Source organism: Natrinema sp. CRL1 (assembly GCF_059162405.1).
Window position 1 is genome coordinate 845,945 of sequence record NZ_JBLVOY010000002.1, and the last position, 24,314, is coordinate 870,258.

The 24,314-nt window shown below is 65.7% G+C and carries 30 protein-coding genes; 7 read left to right on the forward strand and 23 right to left on the reverse strand.

The window, feature by feature from the left end:
- Positions 1-288: 288 nt before the first annotated feature.
- Entirely contained in the window at positions 289-462 is a 174-nt protein-coding gene (locus ACJYUO_RS10015; RefSeq protein ID WP_494345228.1) for a DUF7556 family protein, read from the reverse strand.
- 275 nt (positions 463-737) lie between these two features.
- A complete protein-coding gene (locus tag ACJYUO_RS10020; protein ID WP_494345229.1) occupies positions 738-944 on the reverse strand; it encodes a DUF2196 domain-containing protein in 207 nt (68 codons plus the stop codon).
- Positions 945-1,261: 317 nt separating this feature from the next.
- Here ACJYUO_RS10020 and ACJYUO_RS10025 point away from each other — a divergent pair, with 317 nt between their 5' ends.
- Positions 1,262-3,664: an MEDS domain-containing protein gene (locus tag ACJYUO_RS10025; RefSeq protein WP_494345230.1), complete on the forward strand. Its 2,403-nt coding sequence runs from the start codon at positions 1,262-1,264 to the stop codon at positions 3,662-3,664.
- Positions 3,665-3,685: 21 nt separating this feature from the next.
- Here the strand turns inward: ACJYUO_RS10025 and msrB are convergent, their stop codons facing one another.
- Positions 3,686-4,087, reverse strand: coding sequence for a peptide-methionine (R)-S-oxide reductase MsrB (msrB, locus tag ACJYUO_RS10030; RefSeq protein ID WP_494345231.1), 402 nt, complete (start codon positions 4,085-4,087; stop codon positions 3,686-3,688).
- A gap of 96 nt (positions 4,088-4,183) precedes the next feature.
- Positions 4,184-4,345, reverse strand: coding sequence for a hypothetical protein (locus ACJYUO_RS10035; RefSeq protein ID WP_494345232.1), 162 nt, complete (start codon positions 4,343-4,345; stop codon positions 4,184-4,186).
- 499 nt (positions 4,346-4,844) lie between these two features.
- Between ACJYUO_RS10035 and ACJYUO_RS10040 the strand changes: the two genes are divergently transcribed.
- Positions 4,845-5,795, forward strand: a complete 951-nt coding sequence (locus ACJYUO_RS10040) for a phytoene/squalene synthase family protein (RefSeq protein ID WP_494345233.1) — start codon at positions 4,845-4,847, stop codon at positions 5,793-5,795.
- A gap of 207 nt (positions 5,796-6,002) precedes the next feature.
- Here ACJYUO_RS10040 and ACJYUO_RS10045 read toward each other — a convergent pair whose 3' ends face one another.
- The 4 genes from ACJYUO_RS10045 to crtID form a co-directional block, all read right to left on the reverse strand.
- Entirely contained in the window at positions 6,003-6,164 is a 162-nt protein-coding gene (locus ACJYUO_RS10045) for a hypothetical protein (RefSeq protein WP_494345234.1), read from the reverse strand.
- A gap of 53 nt (positions 6,165-6,217) precedes the next feature.
- Complete coding sequence (cruF, locus tag ACJYUO_RS10050; protein WP_494345235.1) at positions 6,218-7,138, reverse strand: bisanhydrobacterioruberin hydratase; 921 nt, start codon at positions 7,136-7,138, stop codon at positions 6,218-6,220.
- Positions 7,131-8,003: a prenyltransferase gene (locus tag ACJYUO_RS10055; protein ID WP_494345236.1), complete on the reverse strand. Its 873-nt coding sequence runs from the start codon at positions 8,001-8,003 to the stop codon at positions 7,131-7,133. Before ACJYUO_RS10055 ends, cruF begins: the two co-directional genes overlap by 8 nt.
- 85 nt (positions 8,004-8,088) lie before the next feature.
- Entirely contained in the window at positions 8,089-9,585 is a 1,497-nt protein-coding gene (crtID, locus tag ACJYUO_RS10060) for a bifunctional phytoene desaturase/3,4-desaturase (protein WP_494345237.1), read from the reverse strand.
- A 153-nt stretch (positions 9,586-9,738) separates the two neighbouring features.
- Here crtID and ACJYUO_RS10065 point away from each other — a divergent pair, with 153 nt between their 5' ends.
- Entirely contained in the window at positions 9,739-10,437 is a 699-nt protein-coding gene (locus tag ACJYUO_RS10065) for an SDR family NAD(P)-dependent oxidoreductase (protein WP_494345238.1), read from the forward strand.
- Positions 10,438-10,503: 66 nt separating this feature from the next.
- On the opposite strand, the gene ACJYUO_RS10070 is transcribed toward ACJYUO_RS10065, so the two are convergent.
- A complete protein-coding gene (locus ACJYUO_RS10070; RefSeq protein WP_494345239.1) occupies positions 10,504-11,577 on the reverse strand; it encodes a TSUP family transporter in 1,074 nt (357 codons plus the stop codon).
- A gap of 202 nt (positions 11,578-11,779) precedes the next feature.
- On the opposite strand from ACJYUO_RS10070, the gene ACJYUO_RS10075 reads away from it, so the two are divergent.
- The gene (locus ACJYUO_RS10075; RefSeq protein ID WP_494345240.1) at positions 11,780-11,965 is read left to right on the forward strand and encodes a hypothetical protein; all 186 of its coding nucleotides are present in this window, start codon (positions 11,780-11,782) and stop codon (positions 11,963-11,965) included.
- Between the two features lie 724 nt (positions 11,966-12,689).
- On the opposite strand, the gene ACJYUO_RS10080 is transcribed toward ACJYUO_RS10075, so the two are convergent.
- The 3 genes from ACJYUO_RS10080 to ACJYUO_RS10090 all read right to left on the reverse strand — a co-directional run bounded on the left by ACJYUO_RS10080 (position 12,690) and on the right by ACJYUO_RS10090 (position 14,596).
- On the reverse strand, positions 12,690-12,974 hold the full coding sequence (locus ACJYUO_RS10080) for a translation initiation factor eIF-1A (protein ID WP_494345241.1): 285 nt from the start codon (positions 12,972-12,974) through the stop codon (positions 12,690-12,692).
- A gap of 137 nt (positions 12,975-13,111) precedes the next feature.
- Positions 13,112-13,624, reverse strand: coding sequence for a YkgJ family cysteine cluster protein (locus tag ACJYUO_RS10085; RefSeq protein WP_494345242.1), 513 nt, complete (start codon positions 13,622-13,624; stop codon positions 13,112-13,114).
- A 210-nt stretch (positions 13,625-13,834) separates the two neighbouring features.
- Entirely contained in the window at positions 13,835-14,596 is a 762-nt protein-coding gene (locus ACJYUO_RS10090; protein WP_494345243.1) for a fumarylacetoacetate hydrolase family protein, read from the reverse strand.
- A 141-nt stretch (positions 14,597-14,737) separates the two neighbouring features.
- Here ACJYUO_RS10090 and ACJYUO_RS10095 point away from each other — a divergent pair, with 141 nt between their 5' ends.
- Positions 14,738-14,977: a DUF8593 domain-containing protein gene (locus ACJYUO_RS10095; RefSeq protein ID WP_494345244.1), complete on the forward strand. Its 240-nt coding sequence runs from the start codon at positions 14,738-14,740 to the stop codon at positions 14,975-14,977.
- A gap of 177 nt (positions 14,978-15,154) precedes the next feature.
- Here the strand turns inward: ACJYUO_RS10095 and ACJYUO_RS10100 are convergent, their stop codons facing one another.
- From ACJYUO_RS10100 to ACJYUO_RS10140, 9 genes are all read right to left on the reverse strand, one after another.
- Positions 15,155-15,391 carry a hypothetical protein gene (locus tag ACJYUO_RS10100; protein WP_494345245.1) on the reverse strand — a complete coding sequence of 79 codons (237 nt, stop codon included), beginning with the start codon at positions 15,389-15,391 and terminating at the stop codon, positions 15,155-15,157.
- Positions 15,392-15,531: 140 nt separating this feature from the next.
- Complete coding sequence (locus ACJYUO_RS10105) at positions 15,532-15,975, reverse strand: DUF8009 family protein (RefSeq protein WP_494345246.1); 444 nt, start codon at positions 15,973-15,975, stop codon at positions 15,532-15,534.
- A gap of 26 nt (positions 15,976-16,001) precedes the next feature.
- Positions 16,002-16,805 (reverse strand): adenosylcobinamide amidohydrolase, encoded by an 804-nt coding sequence (locus tag ACJYUO_RS10110; protein WP_494345387.1) that lies wholly within the window; start codon positions 16,803-16,805, stop codon positions 16,002-16,004.
- Entirely contained in the window at positions 16,805-17,860 is a 1,056-nt protein-coding gene (locus ACJYUO_RS10115) for a pyridoxal phosphate-dependent aminotransferase (RefSeq protein ID WP_494345247.1), read from the reverse strand. Before ACJYUO_RS10115 ends, ACJYUO_RS10110 begins: the two co-directional genes overlap by 1 nt.
- Entirely contained in the window at positions 17,850-18,923 is a 1,074-nt protein-coding gene (gene cobT, locus ACJYUO_RS10120; RefSeq protein ID WP_494345248.1) for a nicotinate mononucleotide-dependent phosphoribosyltransferase CobT, read from the reverse strand. The genes ACJYUO_RS10115 and cobT overlap by 11 nt, the downstream gene beginning before the upstream one ends.
- A gap of 1 nt (position 18,924) precedes the next feature.
- Positions 18,925-19,518 (reverse strand): NTP transferase domain-containing protein, encoded by a 594-nt coding sequence (locus ACJYUO_RS10125; RefSeq protein WP_494345388.1) that lies wholly within the window; start codon positions 19,516-19,518, stop codon positions 18,925-18,927.
- A complete protein-coding gene (gene cobS, locus ACJYUO_RS10130; protein ID WP_494345249.1) occupies positions 19,518-20,282 on the reverse strand; it encodes an adenosylcobinamide-GDP ribazoletransferase in 765 nt (254 codons plus the stop codon). The genes ACJYUO_RS10125 and cobS overlap by 1 nt, the downstream gene beginning before the upstream one ends.
- On the reverse strand, positions 20,279-21,217 hold the full coding sequence (cbiB, locus tag ACJYUO_RS10135) for an adenosylcobinamide-phosphate synthase CbiB (RefSeq protein ID WP_494345250.1): 939 nt from the start codon (positions 21,215-21,217) through the stop codon (positions 20,279-20,281). The genes cobS and cbiB overlap by 4 nt, the downstream gene beginning before the upstream one ends.
- A 43-nt stretch (positions 21,218-21,260) precedes the next feature.
- Complete coding sequence (locus tag ACJYUO_RS10140; RefSeq protein WP_494345251.1) at positions 21,261-21,896, reverse strand: HAD family hydrolase; 636 nt, start codon at positions 21,894-21,896, stop codon at positions 21,261-21,263.
- Between the two features lie 111 nt (positions 21,897-22,007).
- Between ACJYUO_RS10140 and ACJYUO_RS10145 the strand changes: the two genes are divergently transcribed.
- The gene (locus ACJYUO_RS10145; RefSeq protein ID WP_494345252.1) at positions 22,008-22,550 is read left to right on the forward strand and encodes a helix-turn-helix transcriptional regulator; all 543 of its coding nucleotides are present in this window, start codon (positions 22,008-22,010) and stop codon (positions 22,548-22,550) included.
- Positions 22,551-22,693: 143 nt separating this feature from the next.
- Here the strand turns inward: ACJYUO_RS10145 and ACJYUO_RS10150 are convergent, their stop codons facing one another.
- Together ACJYUO_RS10150 and ACJYUO_RS10155 are read right to left on the reverse strand one after the other, a co-directional pair.
- Positions 22,694-23,305, reverse strand: coding sequence for a translation initiation factor IF-2 subunit beta (locus ACJYUO_RS10150; RefSeq protein WP_006431209.1), 612 nt, complete (start codon positions 23,303-23,305; stop codon positions 22,694-22,696).
- 104 nt (positions 23,306-23,409) lie between these two features.
- A complete protein-coding gene (locus ACJYUO_RS10155) occupies positions 23,410-23,793 on the reverse strand; it encodes a DUF5789 family protein (protein ID WP_494345253.1) in 384 nt (127 codons plus the stop codon).
- 202 nt (positions 23,794-23,995) lie between these two features.
- Between ACJYUO_RS10155 and ACJYUO_RS10160 the strand changes: the two genes are divergently transcribed.
- Complete coding sequence (locus ACJYUO_RS10160) at positions 23,996-24,193, forward strand: hypothetical protein (RefSeq protein WP_494345254.1); 198 nt, start codon at positions 23,996-23,998, stop codon at positions 24,191-24,193.
- Positions 24,194-24,314: the final 121 nt, after the last annotated feature.

The window sequence follows — 24,314 nt, forward strand, 5'->3', positions numbered from 1 at the left end:
GCCTCCACCGGATAGAAAGCATCGCTCCGGTCGCGCTCGCTGGGACCGACGCCCGTTCACCGCTCGACGCGCTGCTCGAGGCAGCGGTCGACGAGCTCACCGGCGTCAACGGACTATCGTAGCCACTGAAACGATTACACACTGATCGCGATGCAGTCGTTCGATCAGGTGTGCAATGACTTTCAGTGACTACGATAGGGCCGGCGCGGTCGGCGACGATCCACACCGCGTTCCCTGCCGACGGGCCCCAGACGAAACGGTGGTCGGGCGTCGGTTATCCCGAAGCGGCTACCGGCAGTCCTCGAGCGAGACGGCGTCGGCCTCGCTCATGGCGATCCAGGTGTCGTCTCGAGCGATGTTCGCGACGACGAGATGCGGGTTCCCGTCGATCTCGTCGACGGCTGCGACGACATCTCCTGCCTCGTTCGATCGGCTCCCGATCGACTCTGCTTCGGGCATCATAGTCGGAAATAACGCTCCCGCAACCATGAATGTATCGATGTATGCCGAATAGATAGTTGAATACCCGAAGAAACCACCCCATCCTTCTGCATATATCGAACTGAATCGGAGCAAAGTTCGACGGGGGTGCAGCGGGAGCGGATTGTCCGTCCGAATCGTCGGGTCGTCGGGCGTCCTTCGACCACACGTTTCGGAGCGGGAGTTACCCCTTGCTGACTCGACGTAATCGGCGAGGGCGGCGTTGAGGACGGCCTCGAGCGCGCCGAAGGAGCGCGTTACTCGTCGGCAACGACCGATCGGACGTGCCCGACGGCACCGCTCTTGAGTTTGACGTGCGGGCCCTCGGGATCGTCGCCGTGGATCGTTCCAATCTCGCCGATGATCGGCTCCGTGTCCTCGGATTCGGGGTCCGCGTCGTCCTGGACGATCTCGACGGTGATACCCTGTCGGAGTTCCTCGGCGCTCGGTCGTTCGTTCGACATGGGTGGCGGTGGGCCGGGTATCTCAAAAAGCGTAGTGCCTGCATTCGACCGTTCGGCTCGGGGACTCTCTCGAGGTCGCGACCGTCCTTGCGTGTAGTTCTCAGCCGCCGAACCGGTCGCCGTATCCCCATTGTCCGGACGGCCGAATCGTCCGTCACCGGACGGCTTATCCGACTGTGTGCAGTCTCTGTTGGTAGCAACCGAACGACTCGAGCGACGGGCGCTCGCACGTTCCCCGCCGCCTGACCGACATTGGCTCGCCGCTCGAACGAACCGGGCAGAAGCCGTGCCGAACGACCGCGACCCGACTACACCACATGAGCAAACAGATACAACCCACCGAGGACGACGTTCTTGGACTCGAGACCGGCCTCGAGGCGCTGCAAGCGAGTCCGGAGTTTCGCGGCCCCGTCGAACCGGTCGACGAACACGACTCGTACGATCACCTCGCCTTGCTCTACGAGACCCAAGCCGAGCAGTTCGCGACGATGATTCCGTACGTCAAACAAGGTCTCGAGCGCGGCGAGCGCTGTCTCTACATCGCCGACGAAAACGAGACCAGTGCGGTTCTCACAGCGCTTCGCGACGCCGGCGTCGACGTCGACGCCGCGCTCGAGTCGGGCGCGCTCACGATGCACACCGCACAGGATTCCTACCTTCGACACGGCAAATTCGATCCCGACGACATGATCGCGTTTCTCGCCGACGCGATCGAGGAGGCCGAACGCGAGTACGCGGGACTCCGGATCGCCGGCGAGATGACGTGGGTGTTCGGCGACGACCCGCCGCTCGAGGCGCTCATCGAGTACGAGGGCAAACTCAACCGAGTCCTTCCGGAGGAAAACGGGATCGCGCTCTGCCAGTACAACCGCGAGCAGTTTCCCGCGGAAACCATCCGCGACGTGATCAAGACCCACCCGCACCTGATCTACGACCAGACGGTCTGTCAGAACTTCTATTACACGCCCCCGGAGGAGTTCTTCGGGCCCGATCAGCCGGCGCGCGAAATCGACCGGATGATGGGCACACTACTCGATCGCACTGAAGCCCGCGCGGAGTTACAGCACAACCAACACCACCTCGAGCGGCAAAACGAGATCACGGCCGATCCCGACCGCTCGTTCGAGGAGAAACTTCAGGCCCTCTTCGATCTCGGTTGTGATCGGTTCGACCTCGAGATCGGAGCGATGGCCCGCGTCGACGCCGACGAGGACCGGTTCGAACTCGAGTCCGTCAGCGACGAGTACGGGCAGTTCCGACCCGGGATCGAGCTTCCGCTCTCGGAGACCTACTGTGCCACCGTCACCGAAATCGAGCGCGCCGAGAGCGTGACGGAGCCGTGTGCGGACGGCTACGGCGACAGCACCGTCTACGACGAGTTCGGGCTGCAAGCGTACCTCGGCACCTACGTCCCCGTCGAGGGCGGGGACGACCGGACGTTCTTCTTCGTCTCTCCGGAGTCGCGAGCGGAGCCGTTTACCGACGACGAGCGGACCTTCCACCGCCTGCTGGGCCAGTGGGTCAAGTACCAACTCGAGCAGGAACAGCGGGAGTTCCACGAGCGGACGCTGTACGAAATCACGGCCGATCCCGACCGCTCGTTCGAGGGGAAACTACAGGCCATGTTCGAACTCGGCTGCGAACGGTTCGACCTCGATCTCGGCGGACTGGCTCGCATCGATCCGGCGACCGACTCGTTCGAAGTCGAGGCCGTAAGCGACGACCACGGCTATCTCACCCCCGGCACGCAGGCACCGCTCTCGGAGACCTACTGCCGGTTGACTGTCGACGACGGGCCGACCGCCGGCGTCACCGATCCCGTCCGCGCCGGCTTCGGCGACACGCTCGCCTACGACGAGTTTGGCGTCGAAACCTACCTCGGCTCGCGGATCGAACTCGAGAACGAACCCGATCGGACGTTCTTTTTCGTCGCCTCGGATACCCACGACCGAGCGTTTACCGACGCCGAGCGGACGTTCCACCATCTGATGTCCCAGTGGGTCCAGTACGAACTCGAGCGAAAACAGCGCGAACGCGCCCTCGAGGAGTCGAACGAGCGCTTAGAGCAGTTTGCCTACGCGGCCTCCCACGACCTCCAAGAGCCCCTGCGGATGGTCACGAGCTACCTCCAACTGCTCGAGGCCCGGTACGGCGACGCCTTCGACGAGGACGGCGAGGAGTTCCTCGACTTCGCCGTCGACGGAGCCGAGCGCATGCGCGAGATGATCGACGGCCTCCTCGAGTACTCCCGGGTGTCGACGCAGGGTGACCCGTTCGAATCAGTCGATTTAGCGGCCGTCCTCGAGGACGTCCGTGCGGATCTGCAGTTCCATATCGAGGAAAGCGACGCGGAAATCGAGACCGAACCACTTCCGCAGGTCGAGGGCGACGCCAGCCAGTTGCGGCAGGTGTTCCAGAACTTGCTGTGTAACGCGATCACATACTCGGGCGAGGAGCCGCCGCAGGTTCGGGTGAGCGCCAAACGGCGGAGCCGGGAGTGGGTAATCTCGGTTCGGGACGAGGGGATCGGCATCGATCCCGAGGATCACGAGCGGGTGTTTACCGTCTTCGACCGACTCCACGGTCGCGAGGAGTACGAGGGAACGGGGATCGGCCTCGCGCTCTGTCAGCGCATCGTCGAGCGCCACGGCGGCGACATCTGGGTCGACTCCGAGCCCGGCGAGGGCGCGACGTTCTCGTTTACGCTTCCCGTCGCGTGAGCGCGGTCGCGGTCGTCGCCGTTATTCGTCGTCGAACTCGAGGGCGACGGAGTTGATGCAGTAGCGTTTGCCGGTCGGTTCGGGGCCGTCCTCGAAGACGTGGCCGAGGTGACCGCCGCAGTTCGCACAGAGCACTTCGGTCCGGCGCATGCCGTGGCTGGTGTCGGTCCGGGTTTCGACCCGGTCGTCGTCGACATCGTAGAAACTCGGCCAGCCACAGCCGGATTCGAACTTCGTTCCGGACTCGAACAGTTCGGTTCCGCAGCCGGCACACGCGTAGGAGCCGTCTTCCTTGTGGTCGACGTACTCGCCGCTGAACGGCGCTTCGGTGCCCGCCTCGCGGAGGATGCGGTACTCCTCGTCGCTCAGTCGCTCGCGCCACTCGTCGTCGCTCGTCGGGGCGTGATCTGACTCGTTGCTCATGGGCTTCAATAGGGTCGAGACACTCAAGAGTCTGTCTGCACGGACCCCCGTGGCTCCGGCTGTATCGTGCCGTCGCTGTCGCTGCCGTCTTCGCTCTCACCGGCTGGTAATGATGTCTGTGCTCTTGCAGTTCGGACACTGGGTCATCCGGCCCAGTTTCGGGACCTCGATCCGCCGCCACTCGTCGTCCCCGCCCGGCGCTTCGAACCCGCAGTTCCGACACCGCGACCGTCCGTGTGTGATCTGATCGCTCACCATGGCTCGAACTATGTCATAATCACACATAGGTATTTGTTCGGCTACGGACGATCGTCGCCGATTCCAACGGGTTACGCGATCGGTCGCCGCGAGACGACCGGTCGCGAACACAACCACGGGTGACAGGGACGTGGACTGTGCGATCCGGTTTCGATTGGAGATCTCCTCGTCGTACCGCCGTCTCGGAGCGCCCGCCGCCGGCCGGATCGGTCTCGTTACCGCCGGAACCGGCGCTCGGACCGTCGCCGGAGCGGCTCAGTATCCCGGCACGCCTGATCTCCATGCGGATTCTCCACAAACGTCTACATAAATGTTCATGGGCGTTATATTTATTGAAATCAACATGTTCGCGATCGGCGCGCACGGTCGCTTCGGCGATTCTCACGGCGGTCGTCACCGCCGATGGCCGCCGACTGAACATAGTGAGGGGGTGTTATTTTATATGCGTCTGTCGTATAATAGACATCCGGTCGCCATCGGCAGGGTCAACGAGGAGAGAATGCAACAGGAACACATCGATGCGGGTAAGGCGATACAGAAACGAACCGGAAAGACGTTCTATCTCGCGACGCGGTTTCTCCCCGAGCGAGTGCGACACGCGACGCACGTCCTCTATGCGTTCTTCCGAATCGCGGACGAGGTCGTCGACGACGCCGCCGACGTCTCGCCGGAGACACAGCGGGCCCAACTCGAGGAGCTCCGAGCCCAAGCGCTCGGCGAGCGCGAGCCCGACGACCCGGTGCTCGAGGCGTTCCAGGAACTCCGAGACCGATACGGGATCGCCGACGCGGAGATCGAGACGTTCATCGACGCGATGGCAACGGACATCGAGACGAGCCGGTATGACACCTACGGCAAACTCGAGTCGTACATGCGGGGTTCCGCCGCGTCGGTCGGCGTGATGATGACCGCGATCATGGAGCCGGAGGAGGCGGAGACCGCGCTGCCCCACGCGGTCAAACTCGGCGAAGCGTTCCAGATGACGAACTTCCTCCGCGACGTTCGCGAGGATATCCTCGAACGCGATCGGATCTACGTACCACAGGAGACGCTTCGAGACCACGGGGTCGACCCCGCCCAGATCGAACGGCTCGAGCACTCCGAGTCGTTCGCGGCGGCGATGGCCGCCGAACTCCAGCGGACGGAAGACCTCTACCGCGAGGGCGTGGCCGGCATCCGGTATCTGCCCGAGGACTGCCAGCTCCCGGTCTTGCTGGCAGCGGTCCTCTACGCGGAACACCACGCGGTCATCCGCGCACAGGAGTACGACGTGCTCTCCCAGGAGCCGTCGTTATCGACGGCCCGGAAGCTATGGTGTCTCGCGAAGACGCGCTGGCACTGGCACTGGAACCGCGACCCCGAGGCGGTGTTTCAGCGGGTCTCGGCGGTGCCGGCCGGCGAGCGCGATCGGCTGGGTCCGGAACACGGCGACGGCGTTCCGACTCGGTAGCGATCGGCGACAGATCAATCCCCACGAGATAGTGGCTATTCGTTCGTTGTCCCCGCGACCGACCGTCGAGTTTTGACATCCTCCTCCGCGTGAACGCGGAGGAGGATGTCAATGCTCCGCTTCGGTGACGTGATCTCGAGTCTGTTCGTCTGATCAACCGGTCGATTCCCGTCCCACGGTCCAGCCCGCGCGGGTTGCCGCCACGTGCTACTCTGAGATGTTTTCGGTGGTCAGCGCAGTCGTCTCGGCGACGATGAACTTCGCCAGTTTGCGCTTGGAGTGGGCGGCGAACAGGTGCTCCTCGAGTTGCTGATCGGCCGCCGGCGGTTCCCGGCAGACCGGACACTCGATCGGCTCTCTGGTAGCCATAGAGAGGTAACACGCCTCGAGTGGAAAAACGGATCCCCGGCATGTTCCTCCCGTCATCGCCGGAACCATCCCGTCGGCAGCGCCGTCCGAATCGTCTCGAGATCGTACCGCTCGGTCCGGAGAAGTCCGAGACAGAACAGGCCGGCGACGCCAGCGGGAATCCAGTTGCCGTAGAGGACGTTGATCGTGCCCCAGAGCAGGACGAAACTTACCAGATCGTCCAGCGCGAACTCACAGGTCCGAACGCGCTCGAGCAACGCCGTGCGATCGAACGCCAGATCGACGAGGACGACGGCGACGGTTCCAGAGAGGAGCCAGCCCCAGTAGTTCGAGGCGGGAACGCCGTAGTAGCCCCCCGGCGGGACGTACGTCCAGAACCCGATCGCGACGGCCCCGGGATCGAGCACCAGGTCGACTGCGAGGACAGTGGCGATGGCTGCGAGCAATCGAGGGACGAGCCGTCCGGCCCGCTCGCGGAGGACCAGCAGCGTGAGCAGGTAGGCGTTCACCACCAGCGGGACGAAAAACAGCGGCAGCGCGAGCGGCACGTCGCCGCCGACCATCGGCCCGAGCCGGATCCCGTACTCGAACGTACCGTAGGGCCAGCCGGTCTGTACGCCCACGAGTTCGATGGCGTAGGTGTAGCCGATTAAGACGGCGAGAACGGCGACCGCCCGGCGGTCGATCCGCGGCAGCAGGGCGACGACGAGCGGCGAACGCATCACCAGCGTCCCGAACAGGATCAACAGTGGGTTGTACGCCAGCGGGTCGGGGAGCCATCCCTCGGCGCTCCCGACCAGCGTCACCGCGCCGATGATCGGGAAGACTACCGCGATCGTAAATCGGTTCTCGTGGACGAGCGCCTCGAGTCGACGTTGCACCGCGGCTCGGGTGCCGTCTGCGTCGAGAGCGTCGCCCTCGGGCCCCGGATTCGGATTCGCACTCGAGGGCGAGCGATCCGGCTCTCTAGCCATAGAACAGCCTCCAGAGGCCGCCCATCGTCAGGAGCGCTCCGACGGCAGTGTTGATCGCGGGGAACCACCAGTAGGCGCGGTCGGCGGCGACGCTCGCAGTGGCGATGGCGGCCACGAGCGCGGGATAGACGAGCATGAGCGCGCCCAGCCGGACATCGAGCGCGCCGAAGGCGACCGCGCTCGCGAGCCAGCACGCGCCGCAGTAGGCGTAGGTTCGACCCTCGCCGAGAACCGTCGCGGTCGTTCGGATCCCGGTCTCGCGGTCGGGTTCAATATCGGGGATCGCCGAGAAGGTGTGCATCCCCATGGCCCACAGCCAACCGCCCGCAACGGCCAGAGCCGGCGGCTGTGTGCCGGCGACGGCGGCGTAGGCGGCCGCGCCCGGTGTGATGTAGAGCCCGTTCGAGATCGAATCGAGCAGCGGCGTCGTTTTGAATCGGACCGGCGGGGCGCTGTAGGCCGCCCCGAGGACGAGGAAGGCGACGAGCCACGGGATCGCCGCCGTTCCGACGAGCGGGGCAAAGAGCAACGGAAGGGTCGCACAGATCCCGACGGCTGCGGGAACGTATCGCTGGCCCCGATACCGCGTCTCGCGGTCCTCCTTCTTCGGATTCGCTGCGTCGATCTCCCGGTCGTAGATGTCGTTGATCCCGTAGAGGAAGACGTTCGCCGGCAGGAGGAAGTAGGCGAACAGCGCGATCGCGGCGGGTGCAAACAGGTCGCCGACGGTCGTCGCGGCGTAGGCTGCCCCCACCAGAACGGGACCCGCGAGGTACAGCCAGAACCGCGGCCGCGAGAGGGTCAGCAGGTACGACAGCTGGTCGCCGACGCTCGTCTCGCTCTCGGCCGTCGGGGTCGGGGTCATCGATAGGGTCTCGAGCGCGCTGTGTGGTCGGTTCGATGGGCCGGTCGATCGGTCCGTTCGTCCCGGCCGTCCCGTCGCGGGTTCGTCACGGTCGGCTCCCGTCTCCGTGGTCCGCGAGCACTTTCTCGGCGGTCAGTTCGCCGCTGATGAGACACATCGGGACGCCGATTCCGGGCGTGGTGTCGCCGCCCGCGAAGTAGAGCCCGTCGACTTCTTTCGATCGGTGCGGCGGCCGGAAGAGGGAGGTCTGTCGGAGGGTGTGGGCCAGTCCCAGCGCCGTGCCGCCGTAGCTGTTGTACCGGTCTGCGAAGTCCGCGACGGAGAACCGCTCTTCGAGGACGATCCGGTCCCGCAGGTCGGTGCCGGTGTTTGTGGCGATGTCGGCGAGCACTCGATCGCGGTACTCGTCGCGGATTTCGGGCGTGTCCTCGAGACCGGGCGCGATCGGGACGAGGACGAACAGGGCGCTGTGGCCGTCGGGCGCGACATCGTCGTCGGTTTCGGAGGGCACACAGCAGTAGTAGGCGGGATCGTCGGGCCACTGCGGGTCCTCGAAGATCTGATCGAAGTGGTCGGTCCAGTCGGTCGGCAAGACGAGCGTGTGGTGGGCGAGTTCGTCGACGTCGCCCTCGACGCCCAGATAGAGCAAGAACGCGGAGGGGGCGTAGGTCCGCTCGTCCCAGTAGTCGGCGTCGTAGCCGCGTCGTTCGGGGGTCAGCAGTTCCTGCTCGGTGTGAGCGTAGTCGGCGTTGCTCACGACCAGATCGGCCTGCACGGGCCCCTTTGCGGTCTCGACTTCGAACCCGCCCGTGTGGCCCTTGATCTCCGTCGCCGGGCGCTCGGTATCGTACTCGACACCGAGTTCGGTCCCCAACTCCGCGATGCCGTCGATAACCGCACCGATACCGCCGTCGGGATACCAGACGCCGAGGTTGAAATCGACGTGGCTCATCAGGTTGTACAGCGCCGGCGTGTTCGTAGGCGAGCCGCCCAGAAACACCAGCGTGTACTGCATGATCTGCTGGAGTTTCGGATGGTCGAAGTAGCCCTCGACGTGGCCCTGCATCGATCCCAGGAGCGAGAGGCCCCGTGCCTGTCGGGCCACGTCGAGGTCGATATAGTCCCGCAGGCGCTCGCGGTCCTCGTAGACGAAGTGTTCCATCCCCACCTCGTAGTTCTCCTTCGACTTCGCGAGATAGCGCTCTAAGGCCTCGCCCGCGCCGTCCTCGTACTCCTCGAAGAGCGCTTTCGTTCGCTCGAGGTCCGGCGTTACGTCGACCTGATCCCCGTCCTTGAAGAAAATCCGATAGTGCGGATCGAGGTGCTCGAGGTCGTAGTAGTCGCTGGGTATCCGGCCGAAATCGGCGAAAAACCGCTCGAAGACGTCGGGCATCAGATACCACGAGGGACCCATATCGAACCGGAAGCCGTCCTTCTCGAGGCGGCTCGCTCGGCCGCCGACCTGTTCGTTCTTTTCGATAACGCGTACGTCCGCACCCGCGTCCGCGAGATAACAGGCCGTCGAGAGCCCACCGATGCCGCCCCCGATCACGACGACCGACTCACCGTCCAGCGATTGCATGGTCGACATGAGTATCTGACCTGTGTTAAACGTGGTTCACACATAGGTAGGGAACCCGACCCGTTATCGGGGAGGGGAAGCGACGGGCGACGTTCCGTCCGCGGCTACCGTGTGGTCCGGGGGGTTCCTGTAGCTAGATCCCGTAGCGGACGTATGGACGGAACGACAGCCGTCGTAACCGGCGGCACGCGCGGCATCGGCCGTGCCGTCGCCGAGGCGTTCGCAACCGAAGGTGCCACCGTCGTCGTCGGCGCTCGAGACGCCGACGAAGTCGCGGCGACCGTCGATGCCCTCGAGCGCGCGGGCGGCACAGCGGGCGGTCACCGAACCGATGTCAGAGACGAGTACGACGTGGAACGGCTGACCGAGACCGCCTCGCGGGCGGGACCCGAGTCCGGTATCGACGTGGTCGTCCCCGCCGCGGGGGTCTACCACGGCGAGCCGGGGCAGACCCCGACCGACGGCGAATCGTATTCGGCGTTCGACGACCACTGGCGGACCAACGGTCGCGGCGTGTACGCGACGCTCAGGGAATCCCTACCGCACCTGAACGACGACGCGCGAGTGCTCGTGCCAACGGGCTCGGTCGCTCGAGACGGGCACGCGGGCTATGGCTCCTACGCGATTTCGAAGGCGACAGCGGAGGCGGTGGCTCGCGGGTTCGCCGCCGACACCGAGTTCGTTGTGGGGTGTCTGGACCCCGGTACCGTCGCAACGGGGCTCTCGGGTGAGGTCGGCCGCGATCCAGCGTCGGTCGCGCCGATGTTCGTCTGGGCGGCGACGGAGGCCGAGCGGGAGGCTATCGACGGGGAGACCGTCGGCCTGCGCGAGTGGAAGGGGGCGACGCGCTGACTCGTTGAATCGGGAGAAGGGGTCCGGAATCGTCGACGGTTCGAGTTGCTGCCGACCGGCCCGCCGTCAGAACCCGCCGAAGGCCATCAGGAACAGTGCGACGGCGATAATCGCGAACAGCGCGCCGACGCCTTTCTTGATCGTCGTGGTGTCGAGCGCGGCCGAGACGTAGGGGGCGATCTGGCCGCCCGTCGCGGCCGCCGGGCAGGTCCAGATGACCATGTTCCACGGCGTCGACGCCAGGTTCATCGTGTGGCCGCCAGGGACCAGTCCGCCGCCGAAGACGTGGACGACGGAGGCGAGAATGGCCGTCAAGGCGACGACGATGTGGTTCGTCCCGATAGCGATCCGAACCGGAACGTTCGTTCGGAGCATCGAGATGATGCCTAATTCGCCGATCCCGAAGCCAGCCAGCCCCTGAAAGACACCGCCGACGCTATAATTGGCGAACCGCTCGAGGTAGCCGCCCCGTGAGTACTCGTAGCCGTTTCCGTCGCGGTCGGCGCGGGTCACGGTGCCGTTCTCGGCGGTTCGAACGCCGGCGACGCCGGGTTTCGCGGCGTCGTCCGGTAGCCCGCCGTCGGTCGCGACCGACGAGTCGTCCGCCGCGTCCGGTGCTTCGTGGCTGAGATCGGCCTTGAACAGCAGGTATGCCGCCGAGAGCAGCGCGATTGCCAGCAGCGCGTGGAAAACGGGTTCCGGGATGACGAACGAGAGGAAAGCTCCGGTAACGACGAACGGAATCCCGCCGAGGACGAGGCTCAGCGCCAGCCGCCGGTCGACCAGTCCGTGCTGGATGAACGCCAGCGACGAACTCGAGAGGCCGAACGATTCGCTGAGCAGGCCGATTTTGACCAGCGTCTCGGGCTCTAAAGGATACGCGAAGAGCGGGAAAATGAAGATGAGGAAGGGGACGAAGATCGCGGAGCCGCTGATCCCGACGGTGTTGACGATGGTCGCACCGATGAGAAACGGGACGAAGAGCCACGCGTACTCCAGCCAGTAGCCAGCCCCGGCCCCGTCCGGCGTCGGTGCCAGAAAGTACACCCCGAGGACGAACGCCAGTGGGGCGATGAATACGAGGATGTGCTGATACTCGAGGAACGTCTTCTGGATGCTCGCGGACGACGAACGTGTCATTGAGTCGTGAGCCCCTCTTTTGGAGGATTCGAATAAGAGTATTGTCCTCTGCTACGCCCGTGTGATTCCTCCGCATGGTTGGCGAGGGACGGTGACCGCTCAACACCGGTGTGGCTCCACAGCGGCTCCTCTAACGCTGCTATCGCGTATCGATTTATCAACCTCAATTTTTATTACGTTTGCTACGGTATATGCTAGCACGATGAGTTTTCCAGAAGGGCCACGGAAACCGGGCGAGCAGTCCGCACTCGAAGACGAAGCCGACCGCGTCGATCACGCCCCGACGGACGGACTCATCTCTCCCGTCCACGAGTCCCTCGAGCGATACGTCCGAACGTGGGCGGATCGATACGTCGAAATGCGCGTTGAGGCGCGAACCAGCCGCTAGCGGTCGTCACGGCTTTCACTACTGAGCGGTTGCTTCGGGACGACCGGCTCACTTAGCCGGCAGTCCGTTGACTCTTTCGATAACTCGCATGTCGGCAGAGCGGAACGACTGCATTTCGTATCCTCTCTTCTGTTCACTATACTCCGCCGCCGCATGTCTTTTGAAAGTACTCGGTCTCCGGGGGATCGATAACGATATCGAGATTGTCGTTCTCCGAGTCGGAACTCCGACAACTCGGGTTGAAGGTGAGACTATCTGTGAGCGAGCCGTCGACAGTAATCTCGAACCGGCATTGCTGTGGACTCAAATACGTCTTCTTCGATGAGCTGTGACCAGCCGGACTCTAACTGATACGTGTCGTTGTAAAGTTCATCGTCATCGTCAGTCGACGTAATCATGACATGGACAGTATAGCTGCGTTCAGTATCGTCGTTAACCAACGAGAAATCGGCCATCGGACGAACCGCGAACGAACAGCCAGCTAGACAAGAGATTGTCGTGACACAGCCTCCCAGAAGAAAATCCCGACGGTCGTGGCTTCCCATACTAATGGATTTTCCACGGAAGTGATATTTTGTCCCGCAGAAATACAGTTGGAACGGAAACCAGACTGGGCCGTCAATGTTGGATCTGATTCGCTCTGGTGTGAGAGCCGGCGACAAGTGTATCCACTCGCGAACAGTCTCGAGAGAAATCTAGTCGAAATCGAACCCGCTACCGGGGATCAATCGATGTGGCCTTCACGACGCAGTTGATCTGCGTCCTGGCCGGTGTAGCGCCACTCGATCGTGGCCTTCTCGTCTTGCCAGTCCCACGGCTCGGCGACGACGATGTCGTCTTGCTCGATCCAGGTCCGGTATTTCATGCGACCGGGGATGCGGCCGAGCCGTTCCTTGCCGTCTTCACACCGCAGTTGGACGTGGTTGCCACCGAGGTGTTCGGTTACGACGGCGAATACTTCATCGCTGTTGGGCATACGGAGGTTCCGTCGCCCGGAATCTTCTGACACAAGTTTACTACGTACGGCAGCCCTTTAAACGCTTGGAGAGACATGGTATCTCTCCCCACAGTGTTGTCTGTCTATATATCAGTCATCGATCTCGACTGAACGGTCGCCGGTCACGTATCGACCGCAGCCAGATGGGATTAGAGTTCCCGATCCGAATCCGGATTCTCGAGTTCCCAAAGTAATTCCGGCAAAAAGGCCTCGAGATTGTCGATAACGCTTCGCTCGCTGACGTTCAACCCTTCGCAGTGCTCGTGGGCCGACTCTCGAATATCGACGTGGAGGTCGCCGTCCTCGAGCCAGACCCCCAGCGGGAAGACCGAACACCGGGTCGGTTTCCAGTCCTCCTCGAGATGCAGCGAACAGAGGCCGTCCTCCCGGAGGAACGCACAGGCCGAGCCATCGTCGGCAACGTGGTCGTCGCGGTCTTTCCCCTCGCGGGTGACGAACTTCTCGCCGCGGAACTCCGTCGTCGTGTCGGCGAGGTTCGCCCGCTGGGCTAACTCGAGCAGGTCCCGGTCGTAGAGGAGCACGCCGTGGTGACAACACCACGTACAGTCGTCGACGCACTCGAACGTGAGGTCGGGATCGAACTCGACGACGACCTCCCGGTCGGGATAGACTTCGACGCGTCGCGTGGCGTCAGCGCTCACGTGTCGTCGGTGGGTGGTCACCGTGAAGTGCCTTTCTACCCGTGTCCTCGAGTACTGGCGCTGTTCAGGAGATGGTCTCGACAACCATTTCGAAAGCCCCTGACGCTCTCGCGTGTCGCTCGCGAACCCTCCACGAGAGCGTCAGCCCCTTTCAGTCCCACCCGGCGGTGGATCGCCAGGATGCCGTTACACGTCCGTATCCGTGCTGGTCTACGTGCGAACCGTGTCGTCCTCGAGCGGCGACTTCTCTCGCTCGCTCGAGTCGACGACGGTGTTGCGGAGCGTGCCGACGCCCTCGTAGGTGATTTCGACGGTGTCGCCGGGGTCGACGAGGCCGGGGTTGGCGGGGCTGCCGAAGGAGATCACGTCGCCGGGCCGGAAGGTGAATCGGCGCGAGAGGAAGGAAACGATCTCGGCGGGCTCGAACAGCATCAGTTCGGTGGTCGCCTCTTGGCGGCGCTCGCCGGCTACGTCGGTGTACATGTCGATATCGGTTGGATCGACGGCGGTTTCGATCCACGGCCCGAGCGGGCCGGAGGCGTCGAACGCCTTGCGGGCCGTGCGGCCGCCCTGGTCGAGCGCGTCCATATCGTTCAGGATCGTGTAGCCCCGGACGACGTCGGACACCTCGGTTTCCGAGACGTTTCGACAGGGTTCGTCGATGACGGCCGCGAGTTCGCCGGCGTAGGTCACTTCGTCGCTGAATCCGGGGTAGGGAACCGGGTCCTCGTGGCCGACGAGCGACGCGGGCGGCTTGATGAAGAAGTCGGGTTCGTCGGGTCGTTCGTACTCCATCTGATCGAGGGTCTCTGCGAAGTTACGCCCGACGCAGTACAGCGCCGAGGGCTCGCAGGGCGGCAACAAGTCCGCGTCCGATTCGACCTCGTAGACGCCGTCGTCGGTGTGCACGACGCCGCCCTCGTACCGTCCGGCGACCGGTCCGTCCTCCGTCGCGATCCGCGCGAGTTTCATTGTCGGCGGTCTCGGTTCCGGCGGATTAGTGGTACCGATTCCGCTCGAGCGGCCCATTAGCACGCCCGTCATGTTCGGATCGCGACCCCGGGCAGGTGCAGGGACAGTCTATACCCGCCTGTCGGGCGGATCGGGAACTGCATGTCCGCACACTTCACCGACGACGACGAGGGGAAACGAGTTGTCAACGCCAACGGCGACGAGATCGGCATCGTCCAGTCTGTCAGCGCCGGGACCGCTCACGTCGATCCCAACCCCGGAATGACAGACACGATCAAATCGAAACTCGGCTGGGGCGACAGCGACGAGGACACCTATCCGCTCGACGACGAGCACGTCGAGTCGATTACCGACGACGAAGTCCACCTCCAGCGCCTCTAAGCCGCGGAGCTGGCGAAGCCACACGAGAGCGCCTCTTTTCGAACCGACGGAGAGTACTGCCACCCGGAACCGCCATCGAACGGGCGAGTTCGGGCCTGCTCGAGAGCGATGCCGACGCCGTCCTCCGCTCGTGTGACGGTCGCCTCGAGTGGCCGCACAACGGCGGATACAGTGGGCTCAGTCCTCGAGCAGCAGGTACGTTCGGCCTCCGCGGTGCTCGAGCGAGACGGCGTCGGTCTCGACGTTCGAGCGCACAAACTCGTCGATCCCCGCCGCATGCAGATCGGAGACATCGATCCGTCGGCGTTCTCCCTGTCGGTGTCCCGTGCGGTTGCCGGTCGACCGAGATGCGTGTCGGTTGCTCCCCTCATCGCGGTCGCGTCGTTCGTCGGTTCCCTCGACGGCCAGTTGCATAGCTCTCAGTTGGACCGATAGTACGTCAAACCGACCCGTCCGGAGTGAAAGTGAAAGTACGGGACGGGGCGGGCTCCCCGAAAAACGACGCCGATCGGCCCAACGCGGGCGATCGCGAGTCGTTGGAGTCGTCGCCCGCGTTACCCGAGCGGTTTGAGTTCGACGCGCTGTGGCCCGTCGTCGGTCTCGAGCGCGACCGAGTCCACGATTGCTTTGCGGGCCCGCGTTTGCCACTCCTCGACGGCCTCGACGTGGCGCTCGCGGGCGCGATCGGTCGTGTCCGGGTCGTCCGCATCGACATCCGCGAGCGCCGACTCGAGGTCAGGATAGTCCGCGACGACCTCGTCTGCGATGAGCTCGGCTGGCGAGAGGTGGATTGCGCCGGTCAGTTCGGTGTCGTCGACGCGGTAGACGTGGATCCGAGCGCGCATTCGGCCGTGAAACGGCGGGGTCACTCGAAGGACGGCATCGCCGGGGTTCTCCCGTCCGTAGACGAATGCGTCGACGGCGTCGTCCGGCGACAGCGCGATCGATCGAATCGCTGACGGATCGTCGGTTTCGGCTGGCGAATCGTCCTCGGCCATCGGGCGACGGTTGGCGTCGGGACGGGTTAACTGTCGGGTTCCGCGGAGCCGTCCTCGAGCGGCGGCTGAAAAACCTCGGCACGCTCGGTCGTCGAAACCCCGTAGGTCGCGTCGGCGATCGATTCCGGCAGTTCGGCGTCGACGCCCGCGTAGTGGGCGTGGAGCGACGCTCGAACGGCGTCTCGAACGCAGGCCCGCGTCGTCGCACCGACTTCGGTGCCGCTCCCCGAAAATTCCGTTTTCGGTCCGTCCGGGTCGTGGCCGACGACGACCGCATCGGTGGTCGTCCCCGGAAAGCCGGTTTCGGCGAGGAGCGTCGCCGCCTTCGCTTCCGCGGCGACCGCGATCAGGTTCGCCAGCGCGCCCGACGCGAGCGCCCGCGTCGTTCCAACGATGACGTTGACGGTTCCACGTCCCTGCTCGAGTTCGGAATCGCCGATATCGGGCCCATCACCGTCCGAATCCGCGGAATCCGGTTCCATGGGTAACGCGGCGGGGTTCGAAATCCCGGCGGTCGCGTAGACCGTCACGGGCCCACGGCGAGCGCCGCGCGCGTCGGCGATATCGACGCCGGTCAGCAACGCCGGCTCGGACGAGTCCTCAGCGGGCGTCTCGAACCCTGCTCGCTCGAGGCGGTCGTCGACGTACGCCTCGAGATCCATGCGGTCCCACCCCTCAGGAACCGAAATGTTGTACGCGTGATCTGCGACGCAGCAACCGCCGTTCCAGCCCGTCGAGAGCCATTCCGTGTTCGGCCGACGGATTCGGAGCACGCCGTCCCGTCGAACCGCGTCGAAGGCTGGGTCCGAGTCCGTATCCGCGTCGGTCATCATTCCGGCCCGCCGTCGGCGTCCTCGCGGTTGCGAACGCCAAGCGCCGCGAGCAGTCGGTCGTTCGCCTCGCGGTCCTTGACCGCGACCCGGACGTGGGAGTCGAGCGCGCGGAAGGTCCTCGCGTCGCGGATCGCGACGCCGGCCGCCCGCGCGTCATTGATCACCGTCGCCACATCGCAGTTACCGACATCACAGAGGAGGTATGGCGCGTCTGATTCGTGTACGTCGAATCGCTCTCCGAGCGCGTCGCGCATCCGCTCGCGCTCGAGTTCGACGCGAGCGCGCGTGTCGCGAACGAACTCCGCCTGTCGCAGACAGTGAGCACCGACCCGCGCCGCGGGCGTCCCGAGCGACCACGCGCGCCGCGCCGTTTCGAGCGCGTCTCGTCGCTCGCCCGACGCGACGGCGAAGCCGGCGCGGAGCCCCGGTAGGCCGAACAGTTTGGTGAGCGAACGCGCGACGACGACGTTCTCGCGCTCGAGTCCGGCCACGGAGGGCTGATCGGTAAAGCCGAGGAACGCCTCGTCGACGAGCAGCGTCGTGTCGGCGTCGGCACACCGGGCCGCGAACGCCTCGAGCGCGTCCGGATCCACCGCGTCGCCGGTCGGATTGTTCGGCGTGCAGACGACGGCGAGGGCACACGCTTCGAGCACTGTCGGACCCATCTCGAACAAATCGTCATAGCGGACGAACCGCGGTATGGCTCCCTGTAGCTCGATTTCACGGGCGTACTCGCCGAAGCTCGGATACGGAACGAGCGCCTCGTCGCCCGGCTTGAGCACGGCCTCCATCGCGAGGCGGATCGCGGCCAGTCCGCCGGGCGTGGGGATCACCCGCGCCGGGTCGCAGCCGACGAACTCGGCCGCGGCGGCCCGGTAGTCGGGGTAGTCGTCGTCCGGGTAGCGCCGGGATTCCTCGAGTGCGGCGGCGTAGGCATCCCCGACGCCGTCGGGCGTTCGGGGGTTGGTATTGGCGGAGAAGTCCAGCAGGTCGCGGTCTGTCTCGCCGCCATGGGAGACCCGCGATCCGGTTCGGATCGAGTCAGGGTCCACGGTCGTCCTCCGCTGTGTCGTTGCGGTCGTCGCCGACACTGCCCTCGCCGTTCGGTTCGCTGTCGGCATCGGCCGCGTCGCCGTCGATGCCGAGGCGGGCACAGACCGCCTCGAGCCGGTCCCTGACCGCGTCCATCTCGCCGTCGGGGACGAGCGAGAGCGCGCCGCCCATGCCGACGCCCTCCTTTGCCTCGCCGGCACAGTAGCGGGTCATGGCGACGTGGTCGCGCTCGTCGAAGCCGGGATCGGTGACGGTGAGGTCGCAGTCGAACTGCTTGCAGGCCTCGGGGAGCCGCTCGCCCTGCTCGTCGGCCACGAACGAGGTGGTCGCGATCGACAGCGGCGCGTCGATCCCGGCGTGGCGCAGAGCGGCGGCGACGGCGACCATCTGGGTCCCGCCTGCAAGTGTTACGTCGGTCCCGGACTCGAGCGCGCCGGCCGCGATCCCGGCCACCGTCGGCTGGACGGGATCGCCGACGGCCTCGATCGCCGCGAGCGGTTCGCCCGCACAGTCGCCCGGCTCGAGATCGCTTGCGGCCAGGGCCTCGTCGACGACCCGCCGTTTGCGCTCGATCGGGTTCTTCGGCAGCGACGAGGAGACGCCAGCGGATTCACCGAGCGCGGTGAGGACGCCGAGCGCGGTCGTCGTCCCGCCGGGGACCGTCTCGCCGATCATGAGCCGGTCGTCCGGCAGGCTCGCGCCGTAGTCGTAGGCACGGTCGAAGGCAGCGTGTGCGTCCGGTACGGCCGCTTCGTCGCGGATATCGGTGCCGGGGCTCCCGCCGAGGTCGACCGTCGGCGCGGCCGTCGACCGGGTGAGTCCCGCATCGATCACGGACACGTCGAAGTCGACGACCTCTCGCACCGCGCGGGTCACGGCCGCGGGCGTCGGACAGCCGTTCGGACTCACCGGCGTCACCGGCGACATGACCGGCTCCCCGTACTCGAGGATCTCGACGTCCGCGGAGGGCGTGTGTTCCATCAGTTCGGGGGCGGCTCCAGCGGCGCTGATGCCGTCGATCAGGGCCGTTTCTGTCGTTCCGGCGGGGAGGAGCAGCCGCATTTCAGCGGCCCTCCCCGTTCCGGTCGCGGCCACACAGCAGTCCGGCCGCGAGACGGGCGTCTTCCAGTCGGTTCACGTTCGTCGCCAGTCGCGAGTCGTAGTACACGTCGGTCATAGTCGTTGAATCGTCGGTCGTGCCGACAACGTTGACCCCGGTCGGCGCGAGGTGGTCGGCGGCCTCGAGTCGCGTGTCCGTACTGACCCCCAGCCGCCGTTTGAGCGCTACTGGGACACAGACGGTCCGCGAGGCGTTGCCCTCGCCGTGGGCCGCGAGTATCCGGTCGACGACGGGGCCCTCGAGCAGCGGCAGGTCCGCGGCGACGGTCAGCACCGGCGGCGAGATTCGAGGGTCCTCGAGGACGCTCATCAGGTCGGCCACGTACCCCTCGCCGGCCGTTTCGATGGGTTCGATCCCGTCGGTTTCCTCGAGATGCGCTCGCGTCTCCGGCGCGTTCGGCGAGACGGCGGCGTAACTCGTCTCGATCGCGCTCTCCCGCAGGGCCGCCAGCACGCGATCGACCATGGCCGTCCCGGCGATCGGGTGCAGCGGCTTCTCGTGGGCACTCTCGAGGCGGGTCCCTTTCCCGCCGCACATCACAACAGCGTCCACGCGATCACCCCCAGATGGATGCCGGCGACGCGGCCGATTTCGTTCGCCGCGCCGAAGATGTCTCCGTTGAGACCCCCGAGAGAGCGGTTCGCCCAGTACCACGGGAGGCCGATGCCGGCAACGGCTCCGCAGAGGGCGACCGCGCCGGGATGGGGCCAGACGAGCGTCGCCGCGGCGAGCACGACGACCATGGGGGCGAAAACCGAGCCGCTGCTCGCGCCGTCGGTAAACTGCTTCCCCATGCCGTCGTAAGCTGCCCGTCCGTAGCTGGCCATCAGCCCCATCCCGAATTTCGTCCCGATTTCGGCTCCGACTGCGATGCCGATCGCCGCTTGAGCCGGGAACCCGGCCAGTCCGAGCCCCCCGAGCGCCAGTCCGGCGACGGTGATCGAGACCGCCAGCAGCGCGCCGACGCCGGTCGTCGTGTCCTTGAGCACCTCGCGACGGCGCGCTGCGTCGCCGTGGACGACCAGCGCGTCGCCGAGATCCGCGACCCCGTCGAGGTGGTGGATTCCGGTGACGGCGTACACCGACAGCAGATAGCCGAGCGCGACGGTCGGCGCTGGGAGCGCCTCGGCTGCGAGCAGCGGTACTGCCGCCAGTGCGCCCGCGACGAGGCCGACGATCGGAAACGCCGCGGGGGTCGTCCGGAAGGACTCCCAGTCACCATCGTGGAACCCGACCGGCAGGCGCGTCAGGAACCCGAGCCCGCCTCGGACCGCGCCGATCCAGCGCCCGATCGCAGTCACGGTGTCACCACCCCGGCGACGGCGATCGCCAGTCCGATCGCGACGACGAGCGAGACGACGGCGGCCCGGCCGACCGCAGTAACAGCCCGCTCACCCTCCGCCATCGTCGGGAGGTTGGCGTCGGGGTTGAGGACGTAGACGCTCGCCTTCTCGAGGCGAACCGAGAGCGCGCAGGCGAGCGTCGCCATCGGCCAGCCGGAGTTGGGCGACGGCGGCACCTGCGCCCACTGTCGGGCGCAGGAGAGTGCGAGCGGGTCGGCTGCGGCGACCGCGATCGAGACGGCCGCGACTCTGGCGGGCAGGAACATCACGAGGTCGTCCAGCCGCGCGCTCGCGGTGCCGATCGGTTTCGAGGGGTAGCCGAGCATCGAGTCGAGCGTGTTGACGCCCTTGACCCACGCGGCGACCGCCGCGGCGGCCGGCAGCGAGATCGGTGCGAGGATCGCGAACGGCAGCAGGGTCGCGACCAGCCCGTCCGCGAGGTTCTCCGCCGCGCTCTCGAGGGCTGCACTCCGAAGTTCACCGCCCGAGAGCGTCGCCGTGTCTCGGCCGACCAATCCGCGAACTCGCTCGCGGGCGTACTCGAGATCGGCTTCGTCCGCGGTCGCTTCGACGACGTCCTCGGTGAGCTCGAGCAGCGAGCGCAGGCTGGTCGTCAGAAAGAGCACGACCGCGGCGGCGATACCGCTAGCCATCGGGTGGACGAGCCCCGCCGCGAGGACGACCCCGCCGGCGACGGCGGCCGGAACGAGCGGGACGACGGCGGCGATCGCACCGCCGACCAGTCGCTGGCGGCCCTCGTCGTCGCTCCACGCCCGATCCGTCGTCCCGACGAGGCGGCCGAACCACGCGACCGGATGGGCGGCGGTCGGCGGCTCGCCGAACAGCAGATCGAGACTGAACGCGAGGCCGATGACCGCAAGCGTCGTCAGCACGCACTCGTCGCCCCCATGTTGTCCTCGGAATGGAGCCGCGCCGTCATGACTGCTGTTGTTCGCCGGTTCCCAACCGCGCCGGCACGTCCGCGAGGGACACGTCCTCGAGTAGCAGCGCCGTCCCGCCGAGATCCTCGATCCCGCCGTCGGTATTCGGATCGTCGCCGACGTGGACGAGATCGGCGGGGGAAACGCCGAGTTCGTCGGCGGTCAGTTCGAAGATTTCCGGCGCGGGCTTGCGCCAGCCACAGCCGACGCTCGTGACGATCGCGTCGAAATCGTCGCGCTCGAAGGCCGACCTGACGAGGGTACGACCGACCAACTCCGGAACGCTGCAGTTCGAACAGATCGCGACCGGTCCCCGATCACGGGCAGCCGAGACCGCCTCGAGGGCGCCGTCTCTGGTTTCGACGACCGGATCGAACGCCGCGACAACGGCCCGTCTAGCCGCGTTGTGATCGTAGTCGACGCCGCGGCTCGCGAGGGCGCGAGAGACGTGGGCCGGGAGCGGTACTTCTGCGCCGTCGGGCGCGTCGACGTGGGGCTCCGCGTAGGCCACGTCCCAGTCGTCCGGTACCGTGACGTCTCGCTTCGCGAGTTCGGCCGCGACGGCTGCGGCCGGGTCGTCCGGACGGTCGGCGGTCACCAGCGTCCCGAAGAGATCGAACGATACTCCCACAACAGTGTGACTAGCACAACTCGACTTTAATTTCGCGGTCTCACGGCGCGGGGTTGTTTGGACGGTTTTGTGCATACCCCTTTTCGGACCGAGTCGCCAGCAACGGGTACGATGATTCGACGACACGCGCCGATCGGTTCCCGACACGTAACCGCCGTCGGACGGACGATTCGGACCTGCGCCGACGCGGTCGGCTCCGTGGGTGCGGGTCGACGCGACGAGAGTGCGACGAACCGATCCAAGCAGCGACGCGAAGAACGAACGGGACGACTCGAGGTCACAAGCCGAACCCAAAACGGCGAGACGCTCGGCGAGTATTCGGACGCGGAATCGGCTGACGGTGGACCGACGGACGACGAATCGGACGGCGAATCGTCGATCGCCAACGGGGCCGTCGATCCGGACGACGGACCGACGAGCAGGGCCGAAATCCTCGAGTACGGGCTCACGCCCGAGGAGTACGTCCGTGCGGTGCTCGTCGAACACGGCGGCCGGCTCAAACAGCAGCGCTTTATCGACCGCTACGGCTGGTCGCGTGCGACGCTCAGTCGCCTCCTCTCGGACCTCGAGGAGCGCGACGCCATCGAACGCTACCGGGTCGGCCGCGAGAAAGTCGTCTGTCTTCCAGCTGCCGTTCCCGACGCGGCGCGCTGAGCCGTGGCTCGTCGTGTACGCTCGAGTCGGCGGCGAAAATCGAACGAATCGAACCGCGGATCACAGACGGTTTACTGTACGTGATCTCCGGCGCAACCCCACAGCGGTCGGGTTGCGCCGGGAAATCGGTACAGCAATCCGTCTCAGTCGAGACGGGCGAACGCGAGGTTGCCCGAGATGTTCTTGATGTAGATGTCGACGACGTCGCCCTCGTCCGCTCCGGGGACGAAGATCGTGTAACTGCCCTTCTCCGCGACGCCGTCGCCCTTGCGACCGGTGCCGGTGATTTCGACCGTGTAGGTCTGGCCCTCTTCGACGGCGTCTTGCTGTTGTTGCTGCTGGCTGCTGGTCGAGCGCTTGGTGACGGGGCGGAACGCACCGCAGGCGTCACAGCGCAACATCGGGGTGCGGTCCTCGCGGACGAGGCGAGTGTCGGGCAGGCCACACTCCGAACAAAGGACGTACTCGTCGACGTAAGCATCGATCGCCGCGTCGAGGTCCGTCTGGGAGAAAGTACCGTTGTACCGGCCGCGACCATTCTCGAGTTTGCCGCTGGTCCCCAGTTCGCGCTGGATGAACCGGTGGAGGTGCTCCGTGTCCCGGGAGAGCACGTCGGCGATCTCGTCGAGGTTCGTCACTCGCGTGAACGCGCCGTCTTTCTGTGGCTCCGGGTCGGGAATCTGTAGCCGCTGTTCGTCGCCCCCGATATCGGGAACGTCCTCCATCGCTCGGTCGAGACTCGATTCGTAATCCATACGCGAGAACAGGCGATGCGAACGTAAATCCGTTCTGCTATCACGATCCGCCCGACGGCGCGCCGACCGACGGGCGAGCGACGTCGACGGGCAGATCCGTCGACTCAGTACGTGCCGCCGCCGCTCTCGCCGAGCGACCCCTGCGCCTCGTCGTCCAGTTCGTCGAGGTCGCGTTCGGCGTTGGCCTCGTTGGGGTTGCCCGCTTTGCCGGTAATCTCGCCGTAGACGGCCTCACGGACCTCCTCCGGCGAATCGTACTGCTCGCCCGCCAGCCGGTCGAAGACGCTCCCCAGCGACTCCGTCTCGTTGGGCATGTCGATCCGCTCGTTGCCGTACTCCGCGGCGATCTCCTCGCTGGTGGTCGGATACTCCAGCTCGCCGAGGTGGCGTTCGACGTCCTCGAGGATGGATTCAGTATGGTCGGCCCGTTCTGCCTTGCGTTGTTCTGCCCGGTCCTGGACGCGGTCGCGGCTCGGTTCGTCGCTCATACCCGGCGCTATCACCAGCCGTCGGAAAAGCGGCCGGCCGGCGCTCGCGTGGACGTGGGTCGGTTTAGGCCCTCTTTCGCCCGGCCGCGGCTCCGCCATCGGGCGAGCGTCGGTGTTGTTACGATCGTAGCAACTGTCTTGGGGTCGCTCGCGTCCTCACAGCGGCTATTTATGCCCGCTTTACTGACGGGACACTGCGACGATGGACGAATCCGATGGCAATCGACGAACGATCGCCGCCTGCAAGCAGTGCGGGGCGCTCTATGCAGCACTCGAGTTGGCAGACGATAAACTTCGCCCGATCGGCCGCCGAGACGGCTGTCGCTGTGGCAGTACGGCCTTTTCCGCCGTCGGCGACTCGCTTTCAGGGTTCTCTCTCGAGGACGGTTCGGGGGACTAACCCTCCTCACGGAGCCGTTGTAACGTTCCTATCGCTGATAGGCACTCTAGCGGCGGTTATCGATTTCCAACATATCGCATTTCGTTCCCTCTCTCGTATTCCAGTCGGATTTGGTTCAGGA